The organism is Methylorubrum sp. B1-46 (assembly GCF_021117295.1).
Classification (GTDB): domain Bacteria; phylum Pseudomonadota; class Alphaproteobacteria; order Rhizobiales; family Beijerinckiaceae; genus Methylobacterium.
On record NZ_CP088247.1, the window covers coordinates 1,958,876 to 1,978,077 of the forward strand.

General features: G+C 68.7%; 20 protein-coding genes. 7 read left to right on the top strand and 13 right to left on the bottom strand.

All coding sequences use genetic code 11. From position 1 onward, the window contains the following. The first annotated feature begins 21 nt into the window (after positions 1–21). Positions 22–1,533 carry a histidine--tRNA ligase gene (gene hisS, locus LPC10_RS09135; protein ID WP_231346402.1) on the top strand — a complete coding sequence of 504 codons (1,512 nt, stop codon included), beginning with the start codon at positions 22–24 and terminating at the stop codon, positions 1,531–1,533. Between the two features lie 252 nt (positions 1,534–1,785). On the opposite strand, the gene LPC10_RS09140 is transcribed toward hisS, so the two are convergent. The 4 genes from LPC10_RS09140 to LPC10_RS09155 are packed head-to-tail and all read right to left on the bottom strand — an operon-like array spanning position 1,786 to position 3,975. Continuing rightward, the gene (locus LPC10_RS09140) at positions 1,786–2,586 is read right to left on the bottom strand and encodes an apolipoprotein A1/A4/E family protein (RefSeq protein ID WP_231346403.1); all 801 of its coding nucleotides are present in this window, start codon (positions 2,584–2,586) and stop codon (positions 1,786–1,788) included. A 58-nt stretch (positions 2,587–2,644) separates the two neighbouring features. Beyond that, positions 2,645–3,028, bottom strand: coding sequence for a DUF3618 domain-containing protein (locus LPC10_RS09145; protein WP_231346404.1), 384 nt, complete (start codon positions 3,026–3,028; stop codon positions 2,645–2,647). Next, on the bottom strand, positions 3,025–3,447 hold the full coding sequence (locus LPC10_RS09150) for a phage holin family protein (RefSeq protein ID WP_231346405.1): 423 nt from the start codon (positions 3,445–3,447) through the stop codon (positions 3,025–3,027). The genes LPC10_RS09145 and LPC10_RS09150 overlap by 4 nt, the downstream gene beginning before the upstream one ends. 12 nt (positions 3,448–3,459) lie before the next feature. Further along, positions 3,460–3,975 carry a hypothetical protein gene (locus LPC10_RS09155; RefSeq protein ID WP_231346406.1) on the bottom strand — a complete coding sequence of 172 codons (516 nt, stop codon included), beginning with the start codon at positions 3,973–3,975 and terminating at the stop codon, positions 3,460–3,462. Between the two features lie 515 nt (positions 3,976–4,490). Between LPC10_RS09155 and LPC10_RS09160 the strand changes: the two genes are divergently transcribed. The 3 genes from LPC10_RS09160 to upp all read left to right on the top strand — a co-directional run bounded on the left by LPC10_RS09160 (position 4,491) and on the right by upp (position 8,971). Beyond that, the gene (locus LPC10_RS09160) at positions 4,491–5,915 is read left to right on the top strand and encodes a trehalose-6-phosphate synthase (protein ID WP_231346407.1); all 1,425 of its coding nucleotides are present in this window, start codon (positions 4,491–4,493) and stop codon (positions 5,913–5,915) included. Positions 5,916–6,078: 163 nt separating this feature from the next. Further along, entirely contained in the window at positions 6,079–8,172 is a 2,094-nt protein-coding gene (gene glgX, locus LPC10_RS09165; RefSeq protein ID WP_231346408.1) for a glycogen debranching protein GlgX, read from the top strand. A 148-nt stretch (positions 8,173–8,320) separates the two neighbouring features. Continuing rightward, entirely contained in the window at positions 8,321–8,971 is a 651-nt protein-coding gene (upp, locus tag LPC10_RS09170) for a uracil phosphoribosyltransferase (RefSeq protein ID WP_133088112.1), read from the top strand. A gap of 9 nt (positions 8,972–8,980) precedes the next feature. On the opposite strand, the gene LPC10_RS09175 is transcribed toward upp, so the two are convergent. Together LPC10_RS09175 and LPC10_RS09180 are read right to left on the bottom strand one after the other, a co-directional pair. Further along, entirely contained in the window at positions 8,981–9,262 is a 282-nt protein-coding gene (locus LPC10_RS09175; RefSeq protein ID WP_231346409.1) for a type II toxin-antitoxin system RelE/ParE family toxin, read from the bottom strand. Continuing rightward, on the bottom strand, positions 9,259–9,483 hold the full coding sequence (locus tag LPC10_RS09180) for a hypothetical protein (protein ID WP_231346410.1): 225 nt from the start codon (positions 9,481–9,483) through the stop codon (positions 9,259–9,261). The genes LPC10_RS09175 and LPC10_RS09180 overlap by 4 nt, the downstream gene beginning before the upstream one ends. A 113-nt stretch (positions 9,484–9,596) precedes the next feature. Between LPC10_RS09180 and LPC10_RS09185 the strand changes: the two genes are divergently transcribed. Beyond that, complete coding sequence (locus LPC10_RS09185) at positions 9,597–10,607, top strand: NAD(P)H-quinone oxidoreductase (RefSeq protein WP_231346411.1); 1,011 nt, start codon at positions 9,597–9,599, stop codon at positions 10,605–10,607. Positions 10,608–10,708: 101 nt separating this feature from the next. Further along, positions 10,709–10,987 (top strand): hypothetical protein, encoded by a 279-nt coding sequence (locus LPC10_RS09190; protein ID WP_108939757.1) that lies wholly within the window; start codon positions 10,709–10,711, stop codon positions 10,985–10,987. Positions 10,988–11,065: 78 nt separating this feature from the next. Here the strand turns inward: LPC10_RS09190 and LPC10_RS09195 are convergent, their stop codons facing one another. From LPC10_RS09195 to LPC10_RS09215, 5 genes are all read right to left on the bottom strand, one after another. Further along, on the bottom strand, positions 11,066–11,947 hold the full coding sequence (locus tag LPC10_RS09195; RefSeq protein ID WP_108939758.1) for a 3-hydroxybutyryl-CoA dehydrogenase: 882 nt from the start codon (positions 11,945–11,947) through the stop codon (positions 11,066–11,068). 158 nt (positions 11,948–12,105) lie between these two features. Continuing rightward, on the bottom strand, positions 12,106–13,059 hold the full coding sequence (locus LPC10_RS09200; RefSeq protein ID WP_231346412.1) for an electron transfer flavoprotein subunit alpha/FixB family protein: 954 nt from the start codon (positions 13,057–13,059) through the stop codon (positions 12,106–12,108). A 70-nt stretch (positions 13,060–13,129) separates the two neighbouring features. Further along, positions 13,130–13,879: an electron transfer flavoprotein subunit beta/FixA family protein gene (locus LPC10_RS09205; protein WP_231346413.1), complete on the bottom strand. Its 750-nt coding sequence runs from the start codon at positions 13,877–13,879 to the stop codon at positions 13,130–13,132. 162 nt (positions 13,880–14,041) lie between these two features. After that, the gene (locus LPC10_RS09210) at positions 14,042–14,614 is read right to left on the bottom strand and encodes a cob(I)yrinic acid a,c-diamide adenosyltransferase (RefSeq protein ID WP_231346414.1); all 573 of its coding nucleotides are present in this window, start codon (positions 14,612–14,614) and stop codon (positions 14,042–14,044) included. A gap of 117 nt (positions 14,615–14,731) precedes the next feature. Beyond that, positions 14,732–15,370 carry an acyloxyacyl hydrolase gene (locus tag LPC10_RS09215; RefSeq protein WP_231346415.1) on the bottom strand — a complete coding sequence of 213 codons (639 nt, stop codon included), beginning with the start codon at positions 15,368–15,370 and terminating at the stop codon, positions 14,732–14,734. 267 nt (positions 15,371–15,637) lie between these two features. Between LPC10_RS09215 and LPC10_RS09220 the strand changes: the two genes are divergently transcribed. Next, on the top strand, positions 15,638–16,129 hold the full coding sequence (locus LPC10_RS09220) for a lipocalin-like domain-containing protein (RefSeq protein WP_231346416.1): 492 nt from the start codon (positions 15,638–15,640) through the stop codon (positions 16,127–16,129). A 111-nt stretch (positions 16,130–16,240) separates the two neighbouring features. On the opposite strand, the gene LPC10_RS09225 is transcribed toward LPC10_RS09220, so the two are convergent. After that, on the bottom strand, positions 16,241–16,426 hold the full coding sequence (locus LPC10_RS09225) for a twin transmembrane helix small protein (RefSeq protein WP_017485169.1): 186 nt from the start codon (positions 16,424–16,426) through the stop codon (positions 16,241–16,243). 65 nt (positions 16,427–16,491) lie between these two features. Continuing rightward, positions 16,492–19,179: a TIGR02302 family protein gene (locus LPC10_RS09230; protein WP_231346417.1), complete on the bottom strand. Its 2,688-nt coding sequence runs from the start codon at positions 19,177–19,179 to the stop codon at positions 16,492–16,494. Positions 19,180–19,202 lie beyond the last annotated feature (23 nt).

A 19,202-nucleotide genomic window follows, 5' to 3' on the forward strand; every position in this document is an offset into this window, starting at 1 on the left:
ACCGCTCCGATCGGCGACGACATGGCCAAGGCCGACACTCTGAAACCCCGCCTGCCGCGCGGCTTTCCCGACCGCACCGAGGCCGACCTCCTGGCCCAGGGCCGGATGCTGGATACGATCCGGCAGACCTTCGAGCTCTACGGCTTCGAGGCGCTGGAGACGCCCTTCGTCGAGTACACCGAGACGCTCGGCAAGTTCCTGCCGGACCTCGACCGGCCGAACGAGGGCGTGTTCTCGTTCCAGGACGACGACGAGCAGTGGCTCAGCTTGCGCTACGACCTCACCGCGCCGCTCGCCCGCCATGTCGCGGAGAATTTCGACGCAATCCCGAAGCCGTATCGCAGCTACCGGGCGGGCTACGTCTTCCGCAACGAAAAGCCGGGGCCGGGGCGCTTCCGCCAGTTCATGCAGTTCGATGCCGACATCGTCGGCGCGGCTTCCGTCGCCGCGGATGCCGAGACCTGCATGCTGATGGCCGACACGCTGGAGCGGCTCGGGCTCGCCGGCCAGTACGTGGTCAAGGTCAACAACCGCAAGGTGCTCGACGGCGTCATGGAGGCGATCGGCCTCGCCGGTCCCGACAAGGCTGGCCAGCGGCTCACCGTGCTGCGCGCCATCGACAAGCTCGACCGTCTCGGCGCCGACGGCGTGCGCCTCCTGCTCGGCCCTGGCCGCAAGGACGAGAGCGGTGACTTCACCAAGGGCGCTGGTCTCGCGGACGACGCGATCGAGCGCATCCTGGCCTATGTCGGCTTCGAGGCGAGCCCGCACGAGGGCGCCGACCGGATGGCGTTCTGGGAGAAGTTCTTCGGCTCCTGGCACGCGGTGGTCGGCGATTCTGAGACCGGCCGCGAGGGCATCGCCGAGCTCCACGCGATCATGCGGCTGTGCGAGGCGGCTGGCTACGGCCACGACCGCGTGCGCGCCGATCCGAGCGTGGTGCGCGGGCTCGAATACTACACCGGTCCCGTCTACGAGGCCGAGTTGACCTTCCCCGTCACCAACGAGGACGGCCAGACCGTCCGCTTCGGCTCGGTGGCCGGCGGCGGGCGCTACGACGGCCTCGTCGGGCGCTTCCGCAGCGAGCCGGTGCCGGCGACTGGCTTCTCGATCGGTGTCTCGCGGCTGTTCTCGGCCCTGCGGCTCACCAAGAGTCCGCTGGTCGAGGGCGCGGCTAAGCCCGGCCCGGTCGTCGTGCTGGTGCTCGATCGCGAGAACATTGCCGAGTACCAGGCGCTGGTCGCCCGGCTGCGGGCCGAAAACATCCGGGCCGAACTCTATCTCGGTGCCGCCGGGATGAAGGCGCAGATGAAATATGCCGACCGCCGTCGCGCGCCCGCGGTGGTGATCCAGGGCTCGAACGAGCGCGAGGCCGGCGAGGTCCAGATCAAGGACCTGATCGAGGGTGCCCGCGCGGCGGACGCGATCGCCAGCAACGCCGAGTGGAAGGCGGCGCGCCCTGCCCAGGTCTCGGTGCCGGTGGAGCGGATGGTCGAGACGGTCCGCGAGACGCTGGCCCGGCATTTCGGGTGAGGTGTTCCGAGTCGAAAGCTCAGTCCGTCTGAGCCAATCCCCTTGCCCCGCTTGCGGGGAAAGGGCTTTGCCGACCTTGTCGTCGGCAAAGCGCGGCGGCAGCCGAAGGTGAGGGAGCTTGGCCGAAGAAGGCTCTTCCTGAGCCGCCCCGTCACCTTCGCTCCGGCTTCGCCTCCGCTTCCGGCCTGCACGACCAGGGGCAGGCCGACCTCTCCCCGCTTGCGGGGAGAGGGAAAGATCCGGTGAGATCCCTTACAGACGGTGGGCCGTCCGCTCGGCCGGGTCGAAATCCGGCCGTGTGCCGGTCGCTTGACCCGTCGCCGGCCCGCCCTGCGGGCCCCCTTCCGCGCTCGCCCGCTTGACCGCCGCGTCGAGGTTTTCGGGGTCGAGCGCCGTCTCGACGAAGGCGCGGCCGCGATGGGTCAGGTCGCGAGCGTAGCGGATGCCCTGGTCGCGCAGGTCGTCGGCATAGGGGCCGAGCGCCCGGTCTTCCTGGCGGGTGCGCGGCAGGAGCGCGCCGAGCAGCAGGCCGGCGGCAAGACCGACCACGCCGACGAGGAGCGGGTTCTCGGAGACGAACTGCTCGGTCGCGGTGCGGCCCTCGTGCAGGCGGCGGGTGCCGCGATCGGCGAGGTCGGCCGCGCGCCGACGTTGCGTCTCGTAGCGATCCTCCGCCCAGGAACGGGCATCCTCGTAGGTTTCGCTCGCCCGCTCGCGGACCGCGCGGACCGTGTCACCGGCTTGGCTGCGGGCGGAATCGGCCGCCTCGCTCACCCGGTTCTTGACCTCTGAGGCGCGGTCTGCCGCCTGATCACGCAGGTTGCGCGCGCCTTCCCGCGCCTGTTCGGTCGTGTCCTCCAGGCCGGCCTGGAGGCGGGCATTGGCGTCGCGACCCTGCGCAGTCGCCCGGTCGGCGATGTCGTGCAGGCTGTGATCGACGCCGGCCTCGCGGGGCATGCCGGAGCGGGCGGCGATGTTCTCCGGCAGGGTCTCTACCGGCGCGCCGACGGGCGGTGTGGTGATGGGGCCTTGATGGTTGGGGCCTTGGCTCATGATGGGCTCCGTTGTGTGCGGCCGTCGGCGCGGGGATTCGCGCGCGGCCCGTAAGGGATCAGACCTGACGCTCGGGCGGCAGATCGTGGGGAGGGCGTCCGCCGGGGGCGTCGGGATCGTAGGTGCGGTCGGCGCCAGTCACCGTCACCGGTTTGGAATCGACCGGTACCAGCGCACGTGAGTTCGGGCGGCGAACCGTCCGCATGCTGTTGAGCAGCAGGCCGACACCCGCCGCGATCAGCAGCACCGGCAAGGGGTTGCGCCGCACCGCCAGCAGGGCGTCGTCGTAGAAACCGCTATAGGGTGTCTGCCGAGCCGAACCGAGCATCTCGTCGACGAGGCTCGATGCGTTGAGGCGCCCCTGGATCCGGTCGATCGTCTCGTCGAGCCGGGCGCGGCTCTGCTCGATGTCCTTCTCCAGGTCCGAGATCGATTCGCTCATCCCGAAACCCTTTCCGTCAGTGCGCGGGCATCCTGCCGGACCTGCCGCGTGGTCCGAGTCGGCGCGAGATTCGACAGCGACATCGACCGGGCGCCGATGATACCGAGCACCACCGCCACGAGCAGCAGGCCGCCGCCGACCAGCAGCGCCGCGAGCCATTCGGAGCCCACCAGCGTCGCGACGTACTTCACCAGAGCGCCGATCAGCACCAGCATCGCCGTCACCGCGAACACGGCGGCGACCACCATCATCGCCAGGCCGACGAACAACGAGCGGACGTTGTTCGTCATCTCCGTGCGGAAGAGGGCGATCTCCTTGCTGGCAAGCTCGCTCGCCTCGCGCAGGGCGTCCGCGACGAGGGACTGGATCGACGAGGGGGGCGGAGGGGGTGAGGAGGAGGGATTATGGGGGCTTGCCATGGTTCCCGCCCCTCAGGCCCGGTAGCCGTCGAAGGCGCGGTCACGGGCGCGGCCATGGGCGCGGCCATGGGCACGATCCGTCTCCGCCTCGCCCGACGCCTTGACGAAGCGCGACAGCAGGAAGCCTGCCGCGAAGGCGCCCACTGCGACGGTCACCGGGGAGCGGCGGGCATAGGCTTCGGCCTCGCGGTAGAAATCGTCGAGGCTGCGCCGCTCGATCGAGCCGGCGAGATCGTCGAGGCCCTCAGCCGCGCTGTCGAAGAAGGCGCGGATGTTGGGGCGGTCATCGAAGGTCTTCCCGGAATCGCGCAGGGACTTGGCAAGGTCCGAAACGGAGCGGGCGGCCTCGCCCTTGCGGTCGTCGACATAGGCGAGCGCCTGCTGGCGGGCGGCCGCGGCGAGTCCCTTGCTGCGCTCGGCCGCGAGGCTGGCAGTGTCCTCCACGTCGTGGCGCAGATCCTCCAAATCGGCCTTGGTCTCGGCCGGCTTGGGGCCGCCGACGGGATCTGGGGACGCGGACGATGTCATGGGCGTGTCTCCGGCTGGACTCTCTGATCGGCGCGGATTGCGCTTCGATCTGTGATGAACTCGGCCGGAGAACCGTTTGCCGCCTCGTGGGGTTCCGCTTTCAGAGCCCCTTCCGCGCGGCGTTGCGCCGGATGGAGAGGGCTCGGGCGTAATGAGAAAATGCGAGGAAGCACCGCCACTCCCATGTCGACGTTTCCATCGATCGTACGCCGTGGGCGGGTTCTGCTCCGGGGCTGGATGTCAGCGCCCGTTCAGCTTAGCCCTTGCATGGTGGTCACCGCTCTGCTGCACTGCCGAGAACGCGGGCGTGCACGGGGGCCGGGCGGGCGGATGCGAGATGGAACAGCGGTGACATCGTCAGGCCGCCTGCTTGACCCGCCGGTGGCGATGCGCTTGGCTGCCGTCCGACGGATCGCGCCAGGCTTCCGCGCGTTTTCCCCCAGACGCAAGACCCTCAAGACCCTTTGGCCGGCGCGCCCCGCGTGCCGGCTCCAGCGAGGACCGGAGCCGGGTTCGTGGCACGTCTGATCATCGTCTCCAACCGTGTCGCCGTGCCCGCCGAGGGCAAGGATGCGGTCTCCGCAGGGGGGCTCGCCGTCGCAGTCAAGGAGGCGTTTTCCTCCTACGAGGGGCTGTGGTTCGGCTGGAGCGGAAACATCTGCGACAATCCGAGCACCGAGCCGGAGCTGATCGACCGCGGGCCGATCCAGTACGCCGTGCTTGATCTCTCGCCGCAGGACCACCGCGAGTACTATGCCGGCTTCGCCAACCGGGCGCTCTGGCCGATCATGCATTACCGGATCGGGCTGGGGACCTTCTCCCGCTCGGATTATGCCGGCTACCAGCGCGTCAACCAGACCTTTGCCCAAGCGCTCGCCAAACTGGTCGAGCCCGACGACCTGATCTGGGTGCACGATTACCACCTGCTGCCGCTGGCCTCCGAGCTGCGCGGCCAGGGCATCGCCAACCCGATCGGCTACTTCCACCACATCCCGTGGCCGGCGGCCGACGTGTTCAACACTCTGCCGGCCAGCAGCGAATTGCTGCGCGCCATGGCCGATTACGACCTGATCGGTCTGCAGACCGATTCGGACGTGCAGAACCTCTCGCGCAACTTCATCGACACGATGCGGGCGATTCCGCTCGGCGGCGGCTCGATGATGGTGGACGGCCGCCGCACCCGGATCCGCTCCTTCCCCATCGGCATCGACGTGGCGGGCTTCAAGGAAGCTGCCGACAAGGCCGGCTCCAACAAGGTCGTGCGCGAGACCATGGCCGGTCTGCGCACCCGCAAGCTGCTCATCGGTGTCGACCGGCTCGACTATTCGAAGGGCGTCCCTGAGCGGATGGAGGCGGTGGATCGCTTCTTCGCCTCGAATCCCGATCAGCGCGGCAACGTCGTCTACATCCAGATCACCCCGAAATCCCGCAGCGAGGTGCCAGAATACGAGCAGCTCGCCCGCGAGGTGAACGAGAAGGTCGGCGACATCAACGGCATGCTCGGCGAGCCGGCCTGGACGCCGATCCAGTACGTCACCAAGGCCTATCCGCGGCCCGTGCTCGCCGGCCTCTACCGCGCTGCCCGCGTCGGCCTCGTCACGCCGATGCGCGACGGCATGAATCTGGTCGCCAAAGAATACGTCGTCGCCCAGAGCGAGGAGGACCCCGGCGTCCTCGTGCTGTCCAAGTTCGCGGGTGCCGCCCGGCAATTGCCCGAGGCGCTGCTCGTGAACCCCTACGACCGCTTCGAGGTCGCCGAGGCGATCCGGCAGGCGCTCTACATGCCCCGCGGCGAGCGCCTGGAACGCTGGAAGCCGATGGCCGAGCGCATGCTGCGCGAGGATGTCGATTGGTGGGCACGCAACTTCATGGTGGAGCTGGAAACCTTCCGCACTGTCGAGCGCGAGCCGCCGAGCACGACGGCCGCAGCGGCGGAGTAGTTTTGCCCGAATGGCGAAGCGGTTGATTGTCCGAGCCGGTTGAGTTTTTCAGAATCGATCGAGGCATGCTCCCGCCCGCGGCCTCATCCTGAGGGGCCGCAGGCGGGAGCATGCGCTTTGACGGGACCCTGAATCGACGGGCCCCGCTTCACGAAGGACTGGGATGATCGTCATCGAGGAGGGCCTGCCGACGCCGCTCGGCGCGCATTTCGACGGCCGCGGTGTCAACTTCGCCCTCTTCTCGCAGAACGCGACGCGGGTCGATCTCTGCCTGTTCGAGCCGGGCGCCAGGCACGAATCGCGCACGATCCGCTTGCCCTGCCGGACCGACGACGTCTTCCACGGCTATCTGCACGGTTTGCTGCCGGGCCAGCAATACGCCTACCGGGTGTTCGGCCCCTGGGACCCAGCGGCGGGGCATCGCTTCAACCCGGCCAAGCTCGTCCTCGATCCCTATGCCCGCGAGATCGCCGGCCGCATCCGTTGGCACGACGCGCTCTACAGCCACCGCCGCGGCGGTGCCCGCGAGGATCAGATCGACCGGCGCGACAGCGCCCCTTTCCTGCCTCGCGGCGTCGTCACCCGGCCCGAGACACCCGATGCCGTCGCCCTGCCGGCGCCGCGCCCGCTCCACGAGACGGTGATCTACGAGGCCCACGTCAAGGCACTGACCCGGACGCATCCGGCGCTCTCGGAGGCCGAGCGGGGCACTTATCTCGGGCTCGCCCATCCGGCGATCATCGAGCACCTGTTGAAGCTCGGCGTCACCGCCCTCGAACTCCTGCCGATCCAGGCGTTTGCCGACGACCGTTTCCTCGTCGACAAGGGGCTCGTCAATTTCTGGGGCTACCAGCCCTACAACTACTTCGCCCCCGAGCCGCGCTATCTCGGCGAGGGCGGCGCGAGCGGTCTGCGCTTCGCCATCCGCGAACTCGCCTCGGCCGGCATCGAGACCCTGATCGACGTGGTCTACAACCACACGGCGGAAGGCGACCATCTCGGGCCGACGCTCGCCTTCCGCGGCATCGACAATGCGAGCTACTACAAGCTCGATCCCGAGAACCGGCGCCGCAACATCGACTGCACCGGCTGCGGCAACACCCTCAACGTCGCCCATCCGCGGGTGATGCGGATGGTGCTCGATAGCCTGCGCCACTGGGTGACCGCCTACGGTGTCGCGGGCTTCCGCTTCGACCTCGCCACCAGCCTCGGCCGCACGCCCGCTGACTTCTCCCCGCAGGCCGCCTTCTTCCAGGCGGTGCAGCAGGATCCTGTGCTCTCGCGGGTCAAGCTCATCGCCGAGCCCTGGGACATCGGCGGGGGCGGCTACCAGCTCGGCGGCTATCCTTATGGCTGGAGTGAGTGGAACGACCAGTTCCGCGACAATCTGCGCGGCTTCTGGCGGGGGGATGCCGGCACGCTGGCCAAGCTGACCCAGGGGCTCTCGGGCTCGCGCGAAATCTTCCTGCCGTCCGGCCGCTCGCCCTTGGCCAGCATCAACTTCGTCGCCTCGCATGACGGCTACACGCTGGCTGACGTCGTCGCCTACGCGGAGAAGCACAACGACGCCAACGGCGAGGAGAACCGCGACGGCCACGGCCACAATCTCTCGGCCAATTACGGGATCGAGGGCCCGACCGACGATTCCCGCATCCTGGCGTTACGCGCCCGGCAGAAGCGCAACATGCTGGCCTGCGTGTTCTTCGCGCAAGGCGTGCCGATGCTGCTGATGGGTGACGAGCGCTCGCGCACGCAGTCCGGCAACAACAACGCCTATTGCCAGGACAACGCCGTGAGCTGGATGGATTGGGAGGCCGATCCCGATCCGACGCTGAGCGAATTCGTCGGCAACCTCGCGGCCCTGCGCCGGGCCTGCCGCTCCTTGCGGCGTCGCCACTTCCTTCTCGGCAGCCGCGTCGGCGAGACCGACCTGAAGGACGTCCACTGGCTCTCCCCGGACGGGACCGAGATGGATGAAGCCGCCTGGGGCGACGGTGAGCGCCGCGCCTTCGGCATGCAGATGAGCAACGACATCGAGGGTTCGGAACGCGTCCTTATCCTCATGAACGCGGCGCCGGAGCCCTGCCCCTTCGCCCTGCCGCCGGAGCTGGGCGGCCCCTGGCGCCCGGTCTTCGACACCACCCTCGCCACCGGTGCGGTTCCCGACGGCACCCGTCCGCCGGTGCGGGCCGGCGGCACCGTCGATCTGCCCGAGCGGGCGGTGCTGGTGCTGAAGTCACCGCCGATCCTCGACTGAGCCGCCGGCCTTAGGTGTAGGGTCCCGAAAGGTGGTCACCGGCTTTCGGAAGAAGACGATGCTCCAGAAAACGCCGCGCGCGTCTCGGTTTCCGCCGCTCCCCGTGGCATCGTGCTCTCCGATCGCGACAGCCATGGAGACGGGTTCGATGCAGGCGGAGAGCGGTGGCGCGGCGCGGGTGACGGTGGTCGATCACCCCCTCGTCCAGCACAAGCTGACGATGATGCGCGACGGCGAGCGCTCGACCAAGGGATTCCGCGAACTCCTCAACGAGATCGGCATGCTGCTGGCCTACGAGGTGACCCGCGATCTGCCGCTCGAACCGGTCACCATCCAGACGCCGATTCAGGCGATGGAGGGACGCCGGATCGCCGGCAAGAAGCTGGTGCTGGCTCCGATCCTGCGCGCCGGCGTCGGCTTCCTCGACGGTATGCTCTCGCTGATGCCCTCGGCTCGCGTCGCCCATGTCGGGCTCTACCGCGATCCCGACACGCTCCAGGCAGTGGAGTACTATTTCAAGAGCCCGTCGGATCTGGCCGACCGCACGGTGCTGGTGCTCGACCCCATGCTCGCCACCGCCAATTCCGCGGTCGCGGCGGTGGAGCGGCTCAAGAGCCGGGGCGCGAAGGATCTCCGCTTCGTCTGCCTGCTCGCCGCCCCCGAGGGCATCGCCCGCTTCCAGGAGGCGCATCCCGACGTGCCGGTCTGGACCGCGGCGATCGACAGCCACCTCAACGACCACGGCTACATCGTGCCGGGTCTAGGGGATGCCGGCGACCGGATGTACGGCACGCGGTGAGTTTTCCGCTCAGCTTTGCCGGGCTTGGGCCGCATGGCGGATCGTGACGATGATGACGGCATCGGCCGTCTCATCGACGGTGTAGTAGATCAGGTAAGGAAGCCTCGGCACGACGAAGCGGCGCACCTTCGGCCGCACGACGCGCCCGGCATCCGGATACACCGTCAGAAGCGCAAAGGCGTCTCGGATCGTCTTCTGTACATGGAGGGCGGCTGAAGGGTTTTCTCGATGGATGTGGTCAGCGATCTCGCGCAGGCGCCGGGTTGCGCGCCGGGAGACTTCGAGCTTCATCGCTCGAAACTGCGGAAGGCGGCTTCGATCTCTTTCGGCGAGGCCAACTCGCCCCTCTCGATCTCGGCCAGCCCGGCCAGTACATCTTCCAGGTGCTCGGGATCGATGTCCTCCGCTGCGCCGACGCGTGCGAGGCCGAGCATGGCCTCGGCGATTGTGTTCTGATCGGCGGCGGGGAGCCGGCGGACGGTTTCGACGGCTAGTTCGAGCAGCTTCGTCATGAGGTCACCTTCAGCATCCGAGTTGTAACACGGCTCGACGCGCCTCGTCCCATGCGCCATCTGAGCCGGGCGTACGAGCGATCAACCCGCCGCGTGAACCCCGAGGAAGCCCCATGACAAAAAGCCTGCCCGACACCATGCGCCAGATCCGCTTCACCGGCGCGGGCGGACCGGAGGTCATCGCGGTCGAGACCGTGCCGCTGCCGAAGCCTGCCGCCGGGCAGGTGCTGGTCGAGGTGGTCGCGGCGGGCGTCAACCGGCCCGACATTATGCAGCGCCAGGGCAGCTACCCGCCGCCCAAGGGCGCGACCGAGATTCCCGGCCTTGAGATCGCGGGCCGCATCGCCGCGCTGGGCGAGGGCGTGACGGATCTCTCCGTGGGCGACGAGGTCTGCGCCCTCGTCATCAGCGGCGGCTATGCCGAGTTCGCCGTCGCCGAGGCGGGGCAGGTGCTGAAGCGGCCGGGGCCGCTCTCGCTGGTGGAGGCGGCGGGGCTGCCGGAGACGGTCTTCACGGTCTATTCCACGGTGATCCAGCGCGGGCGGCTGCAGAAGGGCGAGACCTTCCTCGTCCATGGCGGGTCGAGCGGCATCGGCACCACCGCGATCCAGATCGCCAAGCAGCACGGCGCCCGCGTCCTCACCACAGCGGGCTCGGCCGAGAAGTGCCGGTTCTGCGAGGAGCTGGGGGCGGATGCCGCCATCAACTACCGCGAGGCGGATTTCGCCGAGGAGGTGAAACGCCTCACCGACGGCAAGGGCGTCGATGTCATCCTCGACATGGTGGGCGCGGCCTATCTCCAGAAGAACATCGCTTCGCTCGCCGTCGAGGGACGCTTCGTGCAGATCGCCTTCATGCAGGGCTACAAGGCCGAGAGCCTGACCTTGACCCCGATCATGCTCAAGCGCCTGACGATCACCGGCGCGACCCTGCGGGCCCAGGCCAAGGAGGCCAAGGCCGCCATCGCCGAAGGGCTGAAGCGGGATGTCTGGCCGCTGGTCGAGGCGGGCAAGATCCGGCCGATCGTCCACGCCACCTTCCCGCTGGAAGAGGCGCGCAAGGCGCATGAGCTGATGGAGACGAGCAGCCACACGGGCAAGATCCTGCTTGTCACCGGGCGCTGAGGCCACAGGTTTCAGCAGGAACTCTCGAAGCCGGAGCGGCGTTGGCCAAGCATAACCGATGCTGACGCCGCCCCTTTGCCGGGCGGAAGAGAGGGAGTTTCATGGCCCAGATCGAGAACCAGACCGATGCCCGCCAGGGTGCGAAGGGCAAGCCGGTCCTTTACGTGCTGGTGGCGAGCCTCGCCCTGCTGGCGGTGGCGACCGTCGGCCTCCTGAGCTGGAACCGGGCCGAGTCACCCGCCGACCATGCCGGCAAGAGCCAGGAATCGGCCCGCGAGATGACGACCGGGTCCGTCAACAAGGCTCCGTCCTCCAACAGCGGCAACGTGCCGGCCGAGAACCCGGCCTATCCGCAGCCGTCGCAGAAGTCGGCTCAGTAAGGCCTCACATCCCCGATCACGAAAAGGCCGCCCGAGACCCTGTCTCGGGCGGCCTTTTCGTTTTTAGGGCATTCCGCCTCAGCGGGTCGGGACCGGCGTCTCGCCGCGGTAATCGTAGAAGCCGCGCTTGGTCTTGCGGCCGAGCCAGCCGGCCTCGACATATTTCACCAAGAGCGGGCAGGGCCGGTACTTCGAATCGGCCAGCCCCTCGTAGAGCACCTGCATCACCGACAGGCAGGTATCGAGGCCGATGAAGTCGGCGAGCTGCAGCGGGCCCATCGGATGGTTCGCCCCGAGCCGCATCGCGGTGTCGATTGATTCCACCGAGCCGACGCCCTCATAGAGGGTGTAGATCGCCTCGTTGATCATCGGCAGCAGGATGCGGTTGACGATGAAGGCCGGGAAGTCCTCCGACATGGTCGAGGTCTTGCCGAGCTTGGCGATGAAGGCCTTGGCCGATTCGTAGGTCGGATCCTCGGTGGCGATGCCGCGGATCAACTCGACGAGCTGCATCACCGGCACCGGGTTCATGAAGTGGATGCCGATGAAGCGGTCCGGCCGGTCGGTCGCGGCCGCGAGCCGGGTAATCGAGATCGAGGAGGTGTTGGTCGCGACCAGCGCGTCGGGCTTGAGCGAGGGACAGAGCGTCTGGAAGATCTTGCGCTTGGTCGCCTCGTCCTCGGTGGCGGCCTCGATGACGAGGTCGCAGGGGCCGAGATCGTCGAAGCTGCGCGCCGCCGCGATGCGCGCCAGGGCGCTGCGGCGCTGCTCGTCGCTCAGCGTGCCCTTCTGGACCTGACGCGTGAGGTTCGCGTCGATGAGACCGAGCCCGGCCGCGATCCGCTCGGGATCCCGGTCGTGCAGCCGAACGTCGAGGCCGGAGGCCGCGCAGACATGCGCGATGCCGTTCCCCATCTGGCCGGCACCGACGATGCCGACCGTCTTGATCTCGATGCCCATACCCGTATCGCGTCCTACCTGCTGCGGCATCGTCCTCTCGACCGCATCCCTAGAATGCGGCACTGCAACAAATGCGTCAAACCGGCCTCAAGCCGCAGGTGCGGGAGAGTGTCCCGAGGCTGGTTCGACGCGTACCGTGCAGTCCGTTACCGATCCTTCTACCGGTCCTTGGCCTTGGCAATCTCGGCCTGCAAGTCCGGCACGACCTGAAACAGGTCGCCGACCAGTCCGTAATCCGCCACCTGGAAGATCGGCGCATCCTCGTCCTTGTTGACGGCGACGATGACCTTCGAATCCTTCATGCCGGCCAAGTGCTGGATCGCGCCGGAGATGCCCACCGCCACGTAGAGGTCGGGTGCCACCACCTTGCCGGTCTGGCCGACCTGCCAGTCGTTCGGGGCGTAGCCTGCATCGACCGCCGCGCGGGAGGCGCCGACCGCAGCGCCGAGCGCGTCGGCCAGCGGCTCGATCAGCTCCTTGAACTTCTCCGCCGAGCCGAGCGAGCGGCCGCCGGAGACGATGAACTTGGCCGAGGCCAGCTCCGGCCGGTCGGACTTGGCGATCTCTTCCGACTTGTAGGCGGCACCCAGTGCGTCCGGCGTCGCGGCCGAGACGGATTCGACCGGGGCAGCGGAACCGCCCGCTTCGGCCGGCTTGAAGGCGGCGGTGCGCACGGTGATGACGCGCTTGCCGGCACCGGCCTGCACGGTCTGGATCGCGTTGCCGGCGTAGATCGGCCGCTCGAACGTGTCGGGCGAGACGACCTTGATGATGTCGGAGATCTGCGCGACGTCGAGGAGCGCGGCCACCCGCGGCAGGGTGTTCTTGCCCGTGGTCGTGGCGGCGGCCACGATCGCATCGTAGGGCTCGGCAATTGCGGCGATCAGCGCGGCGCTCGGCTCGGCGAGGTCGTGGTCGTAGGTGCCGTCCTCGGCGTTCAGCACCTTCTCGACGCCGTCGAGCTTGGCCGCGGCCTCGGCCGCCGCCTTGGAGCCAGTGCCGAGCACCAGGGCGTGGATGGGCGCGCCCAGTTCCTTGGCCGCGGTCAGCGCCTTCAGCGTACCGTCCTTGATCTGTCCGTTGGCGTGCTCGACGTAGAGGAGCGTGGTCATCGGCAAAACTTTCGAAGAGGGGAGGGGGCGTCGCTCGACCGAAATCGGGAGCGACGCGGCCTAAAAGACGTCAGAGCACGCCGGCTTCGACCTTGAGCTTCTGCACCAGCTCGGCCGCGGAGCCGACCTTGACGCCGGCCTGCCGGCCCGGCGGCTCGGCGACCTTGAGCACGGTCAGCTTCGGCGTGACGTCGATCCCGAGGCCTTCCGGGGACAGCTCTTCCAGCGGCTTCTTCTTCGCCTTCATGATGTTGGGCAGCGATGCGTAGCGCGGCTCGTTGAGGCGCAGGTCCGTCGTGACGATCGCCGGCAGCTTCAGCGACACGGTCTGGAGACCGCCATCGACCTCGCGCGTCACGTCGATGCTTCCATCGCCGAAGTCGAGCTTGAACGCGAAGGTGCCCTGCGGCCAACCCAGCAGCGCCGCGAGCATCTGGCCGGTCTGGTTCGAATCGTCGTCGATCGCCTGCTTGCCGAGGATGACGAGGTTCGGGCTCTCCTTTTCCACCACGGCCTTCAGCACCTTGGCGACGGCGAGCGGCTCGCAATTCACATCGGTCTTCACGAGGATCGCCCGGTCGGCGCCCATGGCGAGCGCGGTGCGAAGCGTCTCCTGCGCCTGCTGCGGGCCGATCGAGACGGCGACGATCTCGCTGACCTTGCCCTTCTCCTTCAGACGGATCGCCTCCTCGACGGCGATCTCGTCGAAGGGGTTCATCGACATCTTGACGTTGGCCAGTTCCACGCCCGACCCGTCGGCCTTGACGCGGATCTTCACGTTGTAATCGACGACCCGCTTGACGGGCACCAGAACCTTCATGGCTGTCGCTTTCCTCCGCTCCTGCGAGGTCCCGGCGTCACTTGACGGACAGCTCTCGGACCCGCTTGACCGCGTTTGATGGGATTGTCGGGGCGGCGGGACCGTAACGAGGCGATTTCCCGATTGTCAACGCGCCTTATCGGGGGCGTGACTTACGGATATTCACCGGTTCTGGCCAGGCACCCAGAGCACGTCGTCGGCGCCGTCGCGGTTGGCCGCGCGGGAGGCCACGAACAGGAAGTCCGAGAGCCGGTTGAGATATTGCAGGGCTTCCGCCGAGATCGCCTCGCTCTCGATGCCCGACAGCGCCACCACCAGCCGCTCGGCGCGGCGGCAGACGGTGCGGGCGAGGTGGAGCGCGGCGGCCGTGGCCGACCCGCCGGGCAGGACGAAGGATTTCAGCGGCGGGATATTGGCGTTGAGCGTGTCGATCTCCGTCTCCAGCCGCTGCACCTGGGCGGCGACGACGCGCAGGGGCTCATAGCCCAGCGGCTTGTCGCTCGGCGGGGTGGCGAGATCGGCGCCGAGATCGAACAGGTCGTTCTGGATGCGCGCCAGCATCGCGTCGAGGGCGGGTTCGGCGGTGAGGCGGGCGAGCCCAATGCAGGCATTGGTCTCGTCGACGGTGCCGTAGGCCTCCACCCGCAGATCCGCCTTCGAGCGGCGCTCGCCGTTGGCCAGCCCGGTCGTGCCCTGGTCGCCGGTGCGGGTGTAGATGCGGTTGAGCTTGACCAAGGCGTCCCTCCCGCGGGCCCGCTGTTCTCGAAGTGAAAGACCCGCCGGGCGATGTTTCGCGCCCGGCGGGTCTTTGCAAGCCGTAAAAGTCCGACAGGCCGCGAAAGCGGCCGGCGGTCAGAAGGTGTAGCCGAGCTTGCCGCCGAAATTGGTCAGGCCGCGGTTGTCGCCGCACAGGCCGGCATTCGACATGTGCTCGACGGTGGCCATCACGCTCCAGTGCTCGTCGATGCGGAAGCCGAGCGCGGCCGCCTCGCGGAACAGCGGGTTGCAGCCCAAAGCATTGAAGCCGTAGGGCGCGTTCGCCTTCAGGCCGGTATAGCCGTTATGCGCTGCGCCGCCGAAGAAGCCTTCGAGGAAGACGCGCCGGTTCAGGGTCTCGGGGAAGAGGTCCACGGTCCATGTCGCGCCGATATAGGCGTAGCTGGTGCGGCCGCCGGTGTTGTAGCTGCCGCCCACCGTCGGACGCGGCACGAAGGCCTGCCAGAACGGGTCGGTGGTGATCTGCGGCTTGGCGAACAGGATTTCGCCGTTGACGTTCGCGGTGCTGAAGCCCGGAAGCTTGCCCTCGGCGCTGCCCGGATCCTGAACCGAGCCGCCGATGCGAACCTCGGACACGATGGAGTAGGGCTGGACGGGAGCGAAGTAGGGCGGCGGTGCGGGAGCCCGGGCGGCGCGGAGATCGGCGGCCTGCGTGGCCGTGACGGCCGTGCCGGCGAGGACGCCGACGAGAATCCGGGCAAGAGGTGACTTCATCGGCGGTCGATCCGTCCGTTTCAACCCGCCTCGAATATCACGGCGCCTGAGGCACAGCCCGCGGATTCATCCGGCTCCGCCGCTTTTGCCGCCGCGGTGGGGCGTGGACGCCACACTCTGAGCGTGCCTCTTCTCAGCCCTCATGCGCGTCCGCGACGCGGCGGTGATCGCGCAAGGTGCAGTCTTCGCTCCCGTGCATCCGCTGGCACCCTCTCGCGTTGAGCTGAACGGTCTCATCTCGGCGATAGACCGGAGCTGGAGGAAGCGATGCGGACGACGACGGGCATGGTGGGTGCGATGGTGCTGGCTGCCGGCATGGGGCCGGCCCAGGCCGAGGACGATACCCGGCTGAACGGGCTGTGGAAGCTCGTCTCCTACGAGGTCGAGGTGCGCCAGAACGGCGAGAAGCTGCCGGTGATGGGCAAGCAGCCGACCGGCTACGCCTACGTCACGCCGGAGAAGCGCATCTTCTTCATCCTGACCGGGGAGGGCCGCAAGCCCGCCGAGACCGAGGCGCAGCGTGCCGCCCTGATGAGCACCCTCGTCTCCTATTCCGGGAAGATCAGCCTCGACGGTGACAGCTGGACGGCCGATGTCGACGTTGCCTGGGATCCGAAATGGGTCGGCACGAAACAGACCCGGATGTTCAAGATCGAGGGCGACCGGCTTCAGGTGCTGACCCCCTGGCGCGTCATGCCGAACTGGGCTGATCGGGGCGAAACCCGCAGCATCGTCACCTTCGAACGCGGCAAGGAGTGACCGGAACGCTGCCCAGGATATGGAATCCGGGGCAACGCGCTCCTCTTGTCATTGCATCGTGCCGAAAGCCGGCGGCCGCCTTTCGGGACGATGCTCGAGAGGGGGCGGCGCTCAGGCCGCCCGCCACCACACCACGCCCATGATGACGATGATCGCCACGAACTGCAGGAGCACGCGCAGGCGCATCAGCTTCTGCGAGAGGTTGGCGCTGCCGCCCCGCATCATGTTGACGAGGCCGAGGAGGAGCACCACGGCCACGGCGAGGCAGGCGAGAAGGACGAGCTGGTTGGCGGACATGGGTCGGTGATCTCGTGAGGACCGTGCTCACGCGAGGACGGTCCGAAGGGTGGTTCGTTACAGCGTCAGTTCCGGCGCAGCAGGCGCTCGAAATAATCGAGTTCCTCCTGCGGACGCGAGGGGTCGCCGAGCTTGCGCCGCAACTCCTCCATGATCCGCCGGGCGCGCTGCACCGCGGATTCGTCGGCATTGGGCACCCTGACATTGCCGTTGGAGAGGTCGCGCCCGCGGGTCGGGCGGCCGAGGGGATCGTCGTCGGCGGAGCCCGAGCGGCCCTGCCGGCCCGGCGACTGCCCGTCCTTCTCGCCCTCGCCCTGTCCCTCGCCCTCGGCCATCTGCTGCATCTGCTTCTGCATGCCCTCGGCGCCGCGCTTCAAGCCGTCGAGGGCGCGGCCCTGGGCGTCCACCGCGTCACCGCTGCGGCCGCGGCCGAGCGCCTCCTCGGCCTCGCGCATCGCCTCCTCGGCATCGGCGAGACCTTCCTCGCCCTGAAGCCCCTGCTGCTTCATCCGGTTCTTGAGATCCTGGAGCTGCTCGCGCAGCCCCTGCTGGCGCTGGCCCATGCTCTGGCCCTGCTGCCCGCCGCCCTGCCCCTGCTGGCCTTGACCTTGCTGGCCCTGTTGCCCCTGGCCCCGCTGCCCCTGTTGTCCCTCGCCCTGCTGACCGCGCTGGCCCTGTTGCCCCTGCTGCTGGCCCGGCTGCGGCCGCTGGCGCTGGCCGGGGCGCTGCTGGCCCTGCTGGCCTTCCTTGTAGGTCTCGTCGCGCAGCTCCTGCTGCTCGCGGGACATCTTATCGAGCTCGTCGAGCTGCCGGTTCATCTCGGCCATGCCGCCATCGGGCTTCTGGCCGCCCTCGGCGTTCTGGAGGTTTTCGAGCACGTTGCGGAGCTGTTCGAGCAGACGCTGGGCTTCTGCCGTGTCGCCGCGCTGCATCGCCTCCTGCATGTCCTTGATCATCTTCTCGAGATCGTCGGGCGTGACGGTCTGGCCGTTCTGCTGCTGTTGCTGACGCTCCGATTGCTGCCGGTTCTGCGGCTTCGCCCGCTGGGCGAACTCCTTCATGAATTTGTCGAGGGCCTGTTTCAGATCCTCGGTCAGCTTCTTGATCTCCTCGTCCGGCGCGTTGCGCTCGATCGCCTCCTTGAGGCGGTCCTGGGCGGCGCGCAGGGTTTTCTCGGCATCCGAGAGGTCGCCGTCCTCGATCTTGAGGGCCATTTCCCACAGGAGGTCGGCGACGCTTGTGAGATCCTCGTCCGACTTCGCCACGCGCAGGCGGTTGGCGGCGGTGGTGAGCCCGAGGAAGATGCCGGGCTGCGGCGTGAAACGCTCCGGGGCGATCCGCAGGGCATCAAGAGCGGTCTGGACGCGGGCACGATCCGCGTCGGGCGCGGTCACGAGGCGGCGGCGCTCCTCGGCGAGCGCGCGGGCGAGCGGCTGGGTGAAGGGGCGCGCTGGCAGCACGATCTCGGCGGTCTCGGTGCGGCCCTCCTGCCCGGCCTCGTCGCGGACCACGAGGGTGAGCTTCACCCGCGCGCCGGACCAGGGATTGTCGGTGAGATCGACCAGCGTCTTGGTCTCGGTCTCGCCGGTGGCGTCGGTGGGAAGCGCCAGCCCGATCTTGGGCACGGGCACGAGTGAGCGGCCGGCCTTCAGCGGCTCGACCAGCCCTTCGGCAGAGGCGATGCCGTAATCGTCCTTGGCGCGATAAGTGAGGTTGAAGGTGCCGCGGCCGTTGACCTCCAGCTCACCGACCCGGCTCACTTCCGGGGCGCGGTCGGGGATGGTCTCGATCACGAGGCGCTGCGGCTCCGAACCGGAGGCGGCGATGCCGAGCTCGGCGGTGCCCCCAGTGAGCCGGAAGCGTTCCTCCTGCAGGCTGGCGCGGGTCTCGCTCGCCTGAGCACCGCTCTGCGGCGCCGGCCGGCTGGAGGCGGCTTTCTCGTCCTTCGGGATCGGTACCAGGGCGGCGTTCGGGGTCAGCTCCGCCTCGCCCTGGCCGGCGATGCGCACGATCAAGGTGGAATTGACCGGCGCGCGCAGGTGCTGCACCGCGTCCTTGGCTGCGCCCGACATCGTCACGATCAACGGCGGCACGCGGGTGTAGATCGGCGGGTCGATCCAGCCATCGACACGGAAGCTCGGCGCGGCGGCCTGCGGCGTGCGCCAGTCGAAGGCGGCGGCGACGCGCCCGCGCCATTCCGGGCCGGCAACGAACAGGGCGGCGAGCGCCGCGACGAGAACGCCGGCGCGGAGCGCCAGGGGATCGTGGCCGGGCATATGCGGGCGCGGGCGCCCGGCCTTCAGTCGCGCGACCGCCGCGGCGGCCCGCGACTGATGCAGGGCCCACAGGGCGCGGGTGACCGGGTCGCTCTGGCCGACAGCCAGGGTGTCCTCGATGGACGAGGCCGGGTCGTGCGCGCTTCCGCCCTGCCGGGTGGCTTCCCGGTCGATGCGGGCGAGCGCCTCGCGGCGGCTCAAGGGGCGCAGGCGAAGGGCCGGCAGCAGCGCCGCGACGAACAGGAGGGCGAACAGCCCGAGCCCAACGATCCGCCAGAGCGGCGACAGATCGAGCCACACCCCGAGCCACGAGACAGCCAGAAAGGCGAGGACGACGCCGAGGCCGCGCCAGAGCACCGGCCAAGCCCGCTCCCACAATCCTGCCGCCCGCGCCCGCGCTACCAGCTGGTCGAGGCGGCGGCGCGCCGCGCCCTGGCGGTTATCGCTCGCGGAGATCGTCCGTTCGGCCTCGCTCATCGTGTCCGGTCGCGGCTCCCACG